The following is a 13050-nucleotide window of genomic DNA, read 5'->3' as shown; positions in this document are numbered from 1 at the left end:
TCACAGCCATGAACGCACCTGTATTTCTATCGCTGGATAACGTCAACAAACGCTTTCCCTTGAAGGAAGGCGAGTTAAACGTTCTTCAGGACATCAGTTTGAATATTCGCCAAGGTGAGTTCGTCAGCATCGTGGGTGGCAGCGGCTGTGGCAAATCCACCCTGCTGCGCCTGCTGGTCGGGCTGGATCAAGCCAACAGCGGGCAATTACTGCTCGATGGCCAACCCATTCACGGCACCGACCCTGAGCGTGGCATCGTGTTTCAGGATCACCGGCTGTTTCCTTGGCTGAACGTGACAGACAACGTGCTATTGGCCCTCGCCAACTCGCCCCTGAGCAAGGCCGAACGTCTGGCACAGGTGCATATACATCTGGCGCTGGTGGGCCTGGGCGCTTTTGCCGAGACCTATCCCAGCCAGCTGTCGGGAGGCATGAGCCAGCGCGTAGCGATTGCCCGCGGCCTGGTCAATCGCCCAAAAATCCTGCTCCTGGATGAACCTTTCGGGGCGCTGGATGCGCTGACCCGCAGCCAACTGCAAGAAGAGCTGGCGCGCATTTGGCTCGCCGAGGGCATTACCACCGTGCTGGTCACCCACGATGTTGACGAAGCGGTATTTCTCGGTGATCGGGTGATCGTCATGCAGCCAAAGCCGGGGCGTATCAAACGCATTGTTGAGGTGGATTTACCGCACCCAAGGCGGCGCGATGACCATCGGCTAACCGCTTTGCGCAATGAAATCCTGCAGGACTTCAGCCATCACGACGACGCGCTTATCGTGCCGGATCCCAATGAAAGTCGTGCCTTCCGCACCTTTTCCATCGCCTGGTAACGCCTGACCCGAACACCGCCCTCAACCGGCATCTCCCCCTGCGCCTGTGACCGCTCACTCGACCACGAAACGCCCGCACAGGCGATTTTTCCGCAATACACTTTGGAGCATCACGTAAAATGAACACGTCTACACTGGCCTTGGCCGTTGTAGCGGGCACCGTGGGTCTGCATTACACGCAACTGTCGTCCGCCAACGAATTTATCGAAAACAGCAAAGCCAGCCTGAGCTTGCGCAACTTCTACTTCAACCAAGACAACCGTAGCGGCGAAGCCTCCCCGTCCAAGACAGAGGAATGGGGTCAGGGCTTTCTCTTTAACTACGAATCGGGTTACACCGAGGGCACCGTCGGTGTCGGTGTCGATGTACTCGGTCGGCTGGGCATCAAACTGGACTCCGGGGGCCGCGTCACCAAAGCAGGCCGCAGCCGCAACCCCGGGCAGCTATTCCCACAGGACAGCGACGGGAGTGCCGTCGATGAGTTTGGCAGCGTAGGGCTGACCGGCAAGCTGCGCCTGTCTAAAACCGAAGCACGGTTTGGCACATTGCAACCCAGACTACCGGTGGTGGTCTTCAATGACGGGCGCATGCTGCCGCAGACCTTCACCGGCGGGCAAATCACCTCCAACGAGCTCGACAACCTGACCTTAATCGGAGGCCAACTGGAACACGCTCAAGGCCGCGCCTCCAGCGATGCTCAAAGTATGTCGGTGGCCGGTGCGAACGATAGAGAAACGGGGAAATTCAGCAACAAGTTCTATTACGGTGGTGCCGACTACCGCCTCGGCAAAACGCTCTTGTTGCAGTACTACTACGGCAACCTCAAAGAGTTTTACGCACAACACTTCCTCGGCCTGACACACACCCTGACGCTGCCGGTTGGCACGCTACTCTCCGACCTGCGCTATTTTCGCAGCATCGCCGATGGCCACAATGCCAGCGCGGCCGGTCGCGCGGAGGGCTATCAGATTACCGACGCGCGCCTGGCCAGCGACCCGGACAAAGGGAAAGTGGACAGCACCTTATTGAGCGCGAACTTCACCTGGAAAGTCGACGGCCATGCCTTCAGTCTGGGCTATCAGGAAAACCATGGCCTCAGTGAACATGCACGGATCAATCAGGGCGACGGCGTCAGCAGCTACGACGTTGGTGGCCGCATGATCGGCAGCTTCCTGCGCCCCGAGCAACGCACCTGGCTGGGCAGCTACAGCTACGATTTCGCAGCCTTCGGCGCGCCCGGCCTGACGCTAGGGTTGACCTACAACAAAGGCAGCAACATTGCAGTTGCTGGCCAATCCCAGAGCGAAGGTGAGTGGGAACGCGACTTCCGCATAGCCTACGCAGTACAGAGCGGCCCACTCCAGGGGCTGGGTCTGGCCTGGATGAACGCCTCACTGCGCAGCAGCCTCGCCACTCAACGCAACATTGACGAAAACCGCATCATCCTTAGCTACGCGCTGGCGCTGTTTTAGGCTGGATTTGTTTGAGTGATAGCATGATAAAAACCGGGCGCCTGTGAGGGTGTCCGGTTTTTATCCGTGGAAAAAGTCTGTGAATTCACGCCGACTCACAAATAAATTACGTTTCCATATAGCCTATTGCTCATTCAGATTGCATGAGTAAAAAGAATATATGCATTCATAAAGGGGAAGTACGCTTGCATCCTCTCGCTCGTCGTCATGGATGACGCCGAGCCGGATTACTTCCAGCAACAGCTGAGCATTCATGCATGAAGAACTGGTGCATCACGGTCGAGGTGAACCAGCGCAGAGAACAAATAAGTGCGTAATGGATCGGCCTGACGTCGACTTGAGCTACACCTCAATTGGGCGTAAGGCGGATCACTAGGGGCCGTTCTCATTTTAGCCAAGTAGAGCCATTCGATACCCTTGAGCTATTTGGGGTAACTGATGAGCCGCTATAGGCTGCGTGACGATCAATGGGAGCGCATCAAGGAACTTCTGCCGGGTAAAGCCAGCGACCGAGGCGTGACCGCCCGCGATAACCGTTTGTTTATAGAGGCGGTACTCTGGATTGCCCGAACTGGCGCGCCCTAGCGGGATCTACCTGAAACCTACGGTCACTGGCATCGGGTCTATGTGCGTTATAACCGCTGGTCACGCAAGGGCGTTTGGTTACAGATCATGGCATCGCTTACGGCTGACGCTGACTTGGAACACCTGATGGTGGATGGCAGCATAGTGCGCGTTCATCAGCATGGTGCGGCAAAAAAACATGCCCGGACGCCGAAGCCATGGGCAAGTTCAGAGGCGGACTGAGCACCAAGATTCATGCGGCCGTCGATGCTCTGGGGAACCCGGTACGCCTGCTGCTGACGCCGGGACAAGCCTCTGAATATGGCCAAGCCGAAGCGCTGATCGAAGGTTCTACGCCCGAAGCGGTATTGGCAGACAAAGGCTACGACTCAGACTCCTTAGTGGAGTTGATACAGCGCAATGGGGCTGAAGCCGTCATTCCCTCAATAGGGAATCGCCTGAAGCCTCGAAAGCTGGATCGACATATCTACAAGGCACATAATCTGGTGGAGCGTTTTTTCCAGAAATTGAAGCAGTACCGCCGTATCGCAACCAGATATGAGCGACTGGCAAGAAACTACCAGTCGATGCTGAGCCTTATCTCAGTCGTCATATGGCTGGCCTGATTGAGAACGGCTCCTAGACGCTCGAAAGGAGGGTGCAAGCTGTCTGCGACAGTTTTGTAGTGGTCAACTAATCCCGGACACGACGTTAAGTTTTTTCTCGGCCTGAGCGGGCGTTAGCCCGCCATTGAATTGATGAGGCCGTATCCAGTTGTAGCGGTGCATCAAATAATGGCTGATATCCCGTTGGGCCTGCTGAGCCGATACGTATCCCACCGATGGTATCCACTCCGTTTTCAAGCTTCGGAAGACACGCTCCATCGGCGAGTTGTCGTAGCAATTGCCCCGGCGACTCATGCTCTGACGTATGCGGTACCGCCACAGACACTGGCGAAACTGACGACTACCATATTGCCCCCCCCTGTCGGAATGAAACAGCAGTCCTTGAGGCTTTCCACGCTGTTCATAGGCCATATCCAACGCCTTGATCACCAAGTCTGCATCCGGTTTTCCTGATAGCGCCCACCCAACTGGCTCGCCGTGTATTTCTTCCCGAAGAAACTAAAGGCGCCGCCTGCCCTCAATAGGTCTGCAGGAGCTTGATAGGTCAGGTACCGTAGATACCAAAGCTGCAGTCGGCATAGCGGGTTACTACACCAGCAATTTTCCGGTGATTACATTGACGGCGATAGTTTCTGTGCCGGGAATCGCTTAGGGAATCCCCGAACAAGTCCTTGAATGTGCTGAAATACAGCCTCATCACCTGATCCGCGCCCTTCATGAGCCAGATGAGCTTTTCCGACTTCGAATACGCCGGCAAGCGCAAGCAAACGCGTCGCGAACGGTTCCTCGCCGAGATGGATCAGGTCGTGCCTTGGAGTGGCTTGCTGGGGTTGATCGAGCCTTATTACCCGAAAGCTGGCGGTGGTCGTCAGCCGTATCCACTGGAGACCATGCTGCGCATTCACCTGCTGCAAACTGGTTCTCGCTGAGCGACCCGGCCATGGAAGAAGCACCGTATGAATTCACGCCTATGCGCCAGTCCGCTCGTCTGACCCTCAGCGCGCCGACCCCTGAAGACACTACGATCATGAATTTCCGGCACTTGCTGGAAAAGCATAAATTGGCGCCTGCGATCCTGGCGGTCATCAATGGTTATTTGCAGGAAAAAGGCCTCTCGCTGCGCCAGGGCACCATCGTCGATGCCACGATTATTCACGCGCCCAGCTCGACTAAAAACGAGGAAGGTAAACGCGATCCAGAGATGCACCAAACCAAAAAAGGTAATCCGCATTTCTTTGGCATGAAGGCGCATATCTGGGCTGATGTTGAGTCGGGGCTGGTTCACCACGTTCACGGCACGGCGGCTAATGTAGCCGATGTCACCCAGGTTGCCGAACTACTGCATGGCGAGGAAAACGCGGTGTACGCCGATGCCGATTACACCGGTGTCGAAAAGCGTAAGGAGCACGAAAATCGTGAAGTGCTCTGGCAGATCGCCGCGCGGCGTAGCACCTATTCCAAGCTCAATAAACGCGGCCTGCTCTATAAGGCCAAGCGCAAGATCGAATATTGCAAAGCGCAGACGCGGGCCAAGGTTGAACATCCTTTCCGGGTAATCAAGCGCCAGTTTGGCTATGTGAAAGTACGCTTTCGCGGCCTGATGAAGAACACCGCTCAGTTAACTACGCTGTTTGCTCTGTCAAACCTGTGGATGGCTCGAAAACAACTGATGGGTATGGGTGAGTTACGCGTGTAACACGGAAAGATGGGCTGAAAAGCCCACCAAAGCGGTGCGCACGGGACGTTTCGCGGTAAATGGCGCGGAATGGCACGGGATTTTCAACCTGCCGTGCGGTTACGACACGTTGATCGGAGCTTCCTTAGAGAAATTCGCCGTCGGCCCACAGCTATTCTATTCCTTCGACTAAGCCACTGGCGTGGTATTGACGTGGCTGCACGAGACGAACGTGAAAATTGGGCCGACGGGGGATTCTGTCTGGATCGAGGCAGCACTACCGCTTTGATATCCGTTACCATTACGGCTTCAGGCAGTGGCGGTCAGCTCTGTATTTTCTGGGGCTTGCAACGCCTCGATAACGTGGCGAGATACACTCTCGATGTGATCCATGGCCGCTTTCTTGGCAGCCTCTGCATTTCTGGTCGAAAGAGCGGCAATGATTTCGTCGTGCTCATCGGTGACCACCTTCAAATGAGCGCTGAAGCCACAACTTTGTACGATGAAAAAATCGGAAAGCTCGAAGTTCGCCAGTTGTCGGGTCGAGACGATGGGAGAGTGTGCCATTGCATGAAGCAGCCGGTGAAACTCGACATTGAGATTGCGGTAGCTATCCGACGCATCACTGTGGGAGGGATTGATATTGGCAATCTTCTCGTTCAGCTCGTTCATGCGGGCGACTTCCCCAGGGGTACCTCGCTCTGCTGCGAGGCTAGCGATCAATCCCTCTGTGCTGGCAAACATTTTATAGAAGTCAGCCACTTCGTCTGCGCTAGGCTGAACCACCTGGCACCCAACTTGGGCGATGATTTGCACGAAGCCCCGCTCTTGAAGGCTATTAAGGGCCGTCATGATGGGCTGCCGGCTGACTCCAGTGGACTCCCCGATTTCTTTGACGAGGATTTTCTCTCCGAAGAGATACCGCCTAGTCAAAAGACGCTGCAGAATTTCTTGATAGATCACTACTTTTTTGTTGGGCGTTTGCATAGGTCTTCGGGATGAGAAAAGTGGCACCAGGAGGCGTAGATCGGACGAGTCACTTTAGTGGGCAGAGCGTTCATCTACAAGGCTGATTTCCACTCATCGTAACCGCACTCACCACCGAGAAGCGATGACTAAAATTGTTTGACAAGCCGATCCTGCATGCTAGCATGCAGGTAGAAATTAAAATAGCGGCACAAAGCCGCACTTGCTCGGAGACACGCTATGACCTCTGTCCCATGCGTCAGACCAGTTGCACAACTGCAAATGCATCAGACCCAGTTCGAGCGGTCTCATCAAACCCGTCATTCGACTTCCAGCTCCTCTAGTCCACTTGGGCGCAACTTAAACTAAGTCCAGCGGTCAGCCTCGGCAACTTAAGTTTTAAAGCTAGTTTCAACTGGTTCATGGCTTGTCCATTCAGGACTAACAGTCGTGCAATAGCGTGCGCATGTTTGATTGTTGAACGCTACATCCTACAAAAATAAAATGAGAGCATTGATATGTCGCGTGCAAGCACCAAGGTGGGCGGTCTAGTTCTTCCTATGGCTTTGCTAGTTTCAGGTGGGAGTTCTGCCGAAGGGTTCCTGGCTGATAGCAAAGCGACGATGACATTTCGAAATTATTATTTCGATAGAGACTACAAGGGTGCAACTCCCCAGAACGCTGCGAGAGAATGGGCGCAGGGCGGGATCCTAAAATTCACCTCAGGATTCACACCAGGATTGGTCGGTTTCGGGCTTGATGCAATCGGCATGGTAGGCATAAAACTTGACTCATCACCTGATCGGTCGGGGACTGGGCTCCTGCCCAGAGACCCTCAATCGGGGCGCGCCGCTGACGAGTATTCGGAGCTTGGGCTTACAGCCAAAACTAAGATATCTAAAACCGAACTTCAGCTCGGTACGATTTCGACGTTCTTGCCCATCGCGTTCGCTAGCCCTACACGATTGCTACCGCAAACGTTTCGCGGCGCGTATCTACGATCCAGCGATATCGAAAAATTAAGCCTCCACGTCGGCTATCTAGATCGTATAAATTACCGCGATTCGACGAACTATCAGCCCATGGCAGTAGCTTCGCCAAATCGACGTTTTTTGGCTACTGCAGAGTCAGATAAGTTTGTGTTTGCGGGTGGTGATTACCAATTAACGCCGGCGCTGACCCTGAAATATTACTATGCAAGTTTAGATAATATTTACAGAAAGAATTATGGTGGGTTTGAGCATTTCCTAGACATTGGTGAAGGAAAGCTCAAGACGGATTTTCGTTATTACCATACCGGAGAGAGCGGCTCCGCTAAGGCGGGACATGTCGATAATGACAATACGGGCGTCATGTTCAACTACTCCCTTGGCGCTCAAACCTTTGGGGCGGGATATATGCGGCTTGATGGTGACACCGCTATGCCATACCTGGCCGGTACCGAGCCCTTGGTGGTCAGCGAGGGTTTCCTCAGTTCCGAATTTCTCAACCCAAAGGAGCGTTCCTGGCAGGCGCTGTACAGCTACGACTTCGCTGCATTGGGTGTTCCTGGACTCAAGGCCACAGCGCGATACATCAAGGGGACAAACATCGAATTGCCGACGCTCGGAGGTGATGGTTTGACCGAGAGCGAGCGGTATTTGGAGCTTTCATATGCGTTTCAAGGGCAGCTTAAAGGGCTGTCTGTAAGAGCCCGAAACTCGATCTATCGAAACGATTTTTCAAGTGCGGCCAGCTTCCGGGACGACAACGAAACTCGGATCAATATCGATTACACGATCAGCCTTTGGTAAGGCGTTGCTAAAGCCGCCGTGTGCCGGATAGGGAAATTCAAACACCTCACATGGCGGAGAGGGCCGAGTGAAGCATCATAAAATACACTTGCATGCTAGCATGCGAGATAGCATGATGGTTTCACCAATTACAAAAGCGTACGCATAACGACGTGCCTCACCTGAAGGTTTTGCCTCAGGTAAAGCGGACGGATGCAGCCAGCAGGCGCAGCTCCATCCCCAAGCCGTCGCTGTGTGCACCGGGAGCGTTTCGAACGCTTTCTAGCGCATAAACAAGGTGAATGGACATGAGTGTTCTTCTGCATTGCCTCTCGCACACCCCTCTGGTCGGCCTGGTCGATCCCTCACCACAAGTGCTTGCCGAGATTGATGCTTCCGTTGCATCGGCTCGTGAGCGGATTGCGCAGTTCAATCCAGAACTGGTCATCTTGTTCGCCCCAGACCACTACAACGGATTCTTCTACGATGTGATGCCTTCATTTTGTATTGGCATTGCCGCAGAAGCCGTGGGTGACTTTGGATCGGCTGCCGGGGTGATATCCGTGCCGACTGACCTAGCCGAGCAATGTGCTAACGCGGTGCTGAGCGAAGGTGTAGATGCTGCCGTTTCCTATCGCATGCAGGTCGACCACGGATTTGCTCAACCCCTCGAGTTATTGCTGGGAGGGTTGGATCGTTATCCGACGATCCCCGTCTTTATCAATTGCGTGGCCAAGCCTCTGCCTAGCTTCAATCGAGTCCGACTGCTGGGCGAGGCGATCGGGAAGTTTGCGCAGGGCTTAAACAAGCGAGTGTTACTGCTTGGATCCGGTGGCCTTTCTCATCAGCCCCCGGTGCCGGAACTGTCGACTGCCAATCCGCTGCTCAAGGATCGCCTACTAGGAAGCGGGCGCTATTTGCCAGCTGGTGAGCGAGATGCACGCACTCAACGCGTGATCGACGCGGCCCACCGCTTTGTCGAAGACCAGGAGACTCTCCACCCTCTGAATCCAAAGTGGGATAAGTATTTTCTCGACATCCTCCAATCCGGCCATATCAAGGAGTTGGATACGCAGGGTAATGACGAGCTCTCTGAGCTGGCTGGCAAATCCACACACGAAGTCAAGGCGTGGGTCGCAGCCTTTGCTGCGCTTTCCGCTTATGGCCCCTACCAGACGAGCCACAGATATTACCGCCCCATTCCAGAGTGGATTACCGGGTTCGGTGCATTGAGCGCTAAGCAACTAAGCAACTAAGCAACTAAGCAACGAGCAGCGCTAGCTAATTTCGGCTTTCCGCTCTTCAAACTGAAATGAAGGAATGACTCATGACATCCGTACAAAGCAAATTCACCGAAGCTGGTACCAGCAAATTCGTTCGCGTGCAGGAGGGTGAGCTCGATCTCCAACTGCATTACAACGATATCGGCGCAGGTTCCGAAACAATCATCATGCTTCACGGTTCGGGCCCAGGTGCGAGCGGCTGGGCGAACTTCAATCGCAACATTGATACGTTCGTTGATGCAGGCTATCGCGTGATTCTCATGGACTGCCCTGGTTGGAGCAAAAGCGATCCTGTGGTGAGTACCGGTTCGCGTTCCAATCTAAACGCCAATGCCCTCAAAGGCTTCGTTAATGCAATGGGCTTGGATCGAGTGCATCTCGTTGGCAACTCCATGGGTGGACATACTGCTGTCGCATTTGCTTTGGACAACCCGGAACGGGTCGGCAAGTTGGTCTTGATGGGAGGCGGCACTGGGGGCGTAAGTTCCTTCGTACCGATGCCAACTGAGGGCATCAAGTTGATTGGCAGTGTCTATCGCGATCCGAACATCGAAAACCTCAAAAAGATGATGACTGTCTTCGTGTACGACAGCAGCGCTCTCACTGAGGAGCTCTTCCAAGGGCGGCTGGATAATATGCTGAGCCAGCGCGAGCACCTTGAAAACTTCGTGAAGAGCGTGGAGGCCAACCCCAAGCAGTTTCCCGACTTTGGCCATCGTCTATCAGAAATCAAAGCTCAAACACTGGTGATCTGGGGACGCAATGACCGGTTCGTGCCACTGGACACGGGGTTGCGCCTTATTGCCGGTATTCCCAATTCGGAGCTACACGTCTTCAACGCTTGCGGCCACTGGGCGCAGTGGGAGCACGCGGACAAGTTCAACCGCATGGTGCTTGATTTCCTGACGCACTGATCGTCAGCACCCAAATCATTCGCCCGGCATGACCGCACCAATAGCCGCGTCGGGCACTGCGATATGAGGTAATCATGAGCACCGAAAAGCAACTTGTTGAAGATCTCGCCCGCTCCTTGCGTGAGGCGGACAGCACCGGTGAAGCGGTGCCTCCTTTGCGCGAGTTTATCGGCGAGGACAACCGTACGGCGGCATACGCAATCCAACGACTTAACGTGGCACACGGCTGTGCTGCTGGACGGCGGGTCGTTGGAAGAAAGATTGGCCTGACCAACAAAAAGGTACAGCAGCAACTGGGTGTGGATGAGCCAGACTTCGGAACGCTCTTCGCTGACATGTGTTTTGGTGATAACGAAATCGTCCCGATCAACAGCGTTTTGCAGCCAAAGATTGAAGCTGAAATTGCTCTGATCCTAGAGGCAGACCTGCCTCGTACAGACACTTCCTTTGCTGATGTCATGGCGGCTACGGGATGGGTTCTGCCCGCCCTTGAAATCGTTGGCAGCCGCGTCCAAGGCTGGAACATCCGATTTGTAGATACCGTTGCCGACAACGCCTCGAGTGGCTGCTTCGTCCTTGGCGGGCCAGCTCGCCGTCTCGACGGGGTCGACCTGCGAGAGGCTGCCATGCAAATGACTCGAAACGGTGAAGAGGTATCTGCGGGCAGCGGTGCTCAATGTCTTGGTCACCCTCTTAACGCAGCCGTCTGGCTTGCACGCACCATGGCTGAGTTAGGTGAGCCCCTTAAAGCCGGTGACATCATCTTGACGGGGGCATTGGGGCCAATGGTGCCGGTAGCCGCAGGTGACCGTTTCGAGGCCGACATTAGCGGCATCGGCAAGGTAGCCGTTGAATTCAGTCCTGAGTGATGGGTTAGTTGCAACCACAATGAGAACAAAGCCATGAAAAAATTTAAAGTCGCGATCATCGGCTCCGGGAATATCGGTACCGACCTGATGATCAAAATCATGCGCAATGCCAAGCACCTCGAGATGGGGGCAATGGTGGGTATCGATCCGAACTCAGACGGTTTGGCACGAGCCGCACGCCTTGGAGTCGAGATAACCCACGAGGGGGTTGAGGGGCTCACTCGCCTGCCAGTGTTTGCTGATATTGATTTCGTATTTGACGCGACCAGCGCCAGTGCGCACGTGAAGAATGATGCTTTCCTCCGTCGCATCAAGTCAGGCATTCGGCTGATCGATTTAACGCCGGCAGCCATTGGCCCTTATTGCATTCCAGTGGTGAACCTCGAGCAGAATCTGACCGCGCTCAATGTGAACATGGTGACGTGTGGTGGCCAAGCCACCATCCCTATGGTCGCGGCGGTATCCCGTGTTGCAAAAGTTCACTACGCAGAAATTGTGGCATCTATTGCCAGTAAATCAGCTGGGCCAGGTACGCGAGCCAACATCGATGAATTCACTGAAACCACTTCTAAAGCCATCGAGGCTGTAGGTGGTGCTGCACGTGGCAAGGCAATCATTGTGATGAACCCCGCAGAGCCGCCGCTGATGATGCGCGACACGGTGTTTGTGCTGTCTGAAGCGGCCGACCAGGCGCTGGTTGAGGCCTCGATTGTCGAGATGGCGGCCGCCGTGCAGGCCTATGTGCCGGGCTACCGCCTGAAGCAAAAAGTGCAGTTCGACGTCATCCCTGAAGACGCACCATTGAACATTCCAGGCCTTGGAAAATTTTCGGGTCTGAAGACCTCGGTGTTCCTCGAAGTCGAAGGCGCCGCCCATTACCTGCCAGCGTATGCCGGCAACCTCGACATCATGACGTCCGCTGCCTTGGCCACCGCCGAGCGCATGGCGCAGTCGATGCTCAACGCCTGAGGAAACCGACATGACTTTCAATCCCGGCAAAAAACTCTACATCTCCGACGTGACTCTGCGCGATGGCAGCCACGCGGTTCGCCATCAGTACTCGCTGCAGAACGTGCAGGACATCGCCCGCGCTTTGGACAAGGCCAAGGTCGACTCGATCGAAGTCGCCCATGGCGATGGCTTGCAAGGGTCGAGCTTCAACTACGGCTTCGCCGCGCACACCGATCTGGAATGGATCGAGGCGGCCGCCGATGTCATCACTCGCGCCAAGATCACCACCTTGCTGCTGCCCGGCATTGGCACCGTGCATGACCTGAAAGCGGCCTACAACGCCGGGGCCCGGGTGGTGCGCATCGCCACCCATTGCACCGAGGCCGATGTCTCGAAACAGCACATCGAATACGCCCGCGAACTGGGCATGGACACCGTCGGCTTCCTGATGATGAGCCACATGATCCCGGCCGAACAGCTGGCAGCCCAGGCCAAGTTGATGGAAAGCTACGGTGCGACCTGCGTGTACATGGCTGACTCCGGTGGCGCCATGAACATGCAGGACATTCGTGACCGTTTCCGCGCGTTCAAAGCCGTGCTCAAGCCGGAAACCGAAACCGGCATGCACGCCCACCACAACCTATCGCTCGGCGTGGCCAACTCGATCACCGCGGTCGAGGAAGGCTGCGACCGCATCGACGCCAGCCTTGCGGGCATGGGCGCCGGCGCCGGCAACGCACCGCTGGAAGTGTTCATCGCCGCCGCCGAACGCCTGGGCTGGAACCACGGCACCGACCTGTACACGCTGATGGATGCAGCTGACGACATCGTGCGCCCATTGCAGGACCGGCCGGTGCGGGTCGACCGCGAAACCTTGGCGTTGGGCTATGCCGGGGTCTACTCAAGCTTCCTGCGCCACGCCGAAATCGCCGCGGCCAAGTACGGCCTGAAGACCCTCGACATCCTCGTCGAACTGGGCAAACGGCGCATGGTGGGCGGCCAGGAAGACATGATCGTCGATGTGGCGCTGGATCTGCTCAAACGCTGATCAGATGGCCGCGCCGAGCGGCCATTCACGAAACCACTTAAAACAATAACAACGGATCAACACGATGAATACTAATCACG

Annotated in this window: 9 protein-coding genes and 3 pseudogenes; 10 read left to right on the top strand and 2 right to left on the bottom strand. The window is 55.3% G+C overall.

Translation table 11 applies throughout. The features are described 5' to 3' along the window. Window positions 1-8 precede the first annotated feature (8 nt). The 3 genes and pseudogenes from GHO41_RS08100 to GHO41_RS08090 all read left to right on the top strand — a co-directional run bounded on the left by GHO41_RS08100 (window position 9) and on the right by GHO41_RS08090 (window position 3492). Window positions 9-830 (top strand): ABC transporter ATP-binding protein, encoded by an 822-nt coding sequence (locus GHO41_RS08100; protein WP_153326799.1) that lies wholly within the window; start codon window positions 9-11, stop codon window positions 828-830. Between the two features lie 119 nt (window positions 831-949). Beyond that, a complete protein-coding gene (locus tag GHO41_RS08095; RefSeq protein ID WP_153326798.1) occupies window positions 950-2302 on the top strand; it encodes an OprD family porin in 1353 nt (450 codons plus the stop codon). A gap of 438 nt (window positions 2303-2740) precedes the next feature. Further along, window positions 2741-3492, top strand: a pseudogene (locus tag GHO41_RS08090) (IS5 family transposase). 63 nt (window positions 3493-3555) lie between these two features. Here GHO41_RS08090 and GHO41_RS08085 read toward each other — a convergent pair. Next, window positions 3556-3960 (bottom strand): annotated as a pseudogene (locus GHO41_RS08085) (DDE-type integrase/transposase/recombinase); the annotation flags it as partial. A gap of 248 nt (window positions 3961-4208) precedes the next feature. Here GHO41_RS08085 and GHO41_RS08080 point away from each other — a divergent pair. Continuing rightward, window positions 4209-5188, top strand: a pseudogene (locus GHO41_RS08080) (IS5 family transposase). 288 nt (window positions 5189-5476) lie between these two features. On the opposite strand, the gene GHO41_RS08075 reads toward GHO41_RS08080, so the two are convergent. After that, window positions 5477-6154, bottom strand: a complete 678-nt coding sequence (locus GHO41_RS08075; RefSeq protein WP_153326796.1) for a GntR family transcriptional regulator — start codon at window positions 6152-6154, stop codon at window positions 5477-5479. A 497-nt stretch (window positions 6155-6651) separates the two neighbouring features. Between GHO41_RS08075 and GHO41_RS08070 the strand changes: the two genes are divergently transcribed. The 6 genes from GHO41_RS08070 to dmpG all read left to right on the top strand — a co-directional run bounded on the left by GHO41_RS08070 (window position 6652) and on the right by dmpG (window position 12970). After that, window positions 6652-7926, top strand: a complete 1275-nt coding sequence (locus tag GHO41_RS08070) for an OprD family porin (RefSeq protein ID WP_153326794.1) — start codon at window positions 6652-6654, stop codon at window positions 7924-7926. 287 nt (window positions 7927-8213) lie between these two features. Continuing rightward, window positions 8214-9161 carry a 3-carboxyethylcatechol 2,3-dioxygenase gene (locus GHO41_RS08065; RefSeq protein ID WP_153326792.1) on the top strand — a complete coding sequence of 316 codons (948 nt, stop codon included), beginning with the start codon at window positions 8214-8216 and terminating at the stop codon, window positions 9159-9161. A 71-nt stretch (window positions 9162-9232) separates the two neighbouring features. Continuing rightward, a complete protein-coding gene (locus tag GHO41_RS08060; RefSeq protein WP_153326790.1) occupies window positions 9233-10102 on the top strand; it encodes an alpha/beta fold hydrolase in 870 nt (289 codons plus the stop codon). Between the two features lie 74 nt (window positions 10103-10176). After that, on the top strand, window positions 10177-10971 hold the full coding sequence (gene mhpD / locus GHO41_RS08055) for a 2-keto-4-pentenoate hydratase (RefSeq protein ID WP_153326788.1): 795 nt from the start codon (window positions 10177-10179) through the stop codon (window positions 10969-10971). 33 nt (window positions 10972-11004) lie between these two features. Then, complete coding sequence (locus GHO41_RS08050) at window positions 11005-11940, top strand: acetaldehyde dehydrogenase (acetylating) (protein ID WP_153326786.1); 936 nt, start codon at window positions 11005-11007, stop codon at window positions 11938-11940. 10 nt (window positions 11941-11950) lie between these two features. Then, entirely contained in the window at window positions 11951-12970 is a 1020-nt protein-coding gene (gene dmpG, locus GHO41_RS08045; RefSeq protein ID WP_153326784.1) for a 4-hydroxy-2-oxovalerate aldolase, read from the top strand. Window positions 12971-13050 lie beyond the last annotated feature (80 nt).

Source organism: Pseudomonas sp. FSL R10-0399 (assembly GCF_009600165.1).
GTDB classification, from domain to species: Bacteria; Pseudomonadota; Gammaproteobacteria; order Pseudomonadales; family Pseudomonadaceae; genus Aquipseudomonas; species Aquipseudomonas helleri.
Note: the sequence above shows the minus strand (reverse complement) of the source record. Positions and strands in the feature narration are given on the sequence as shown.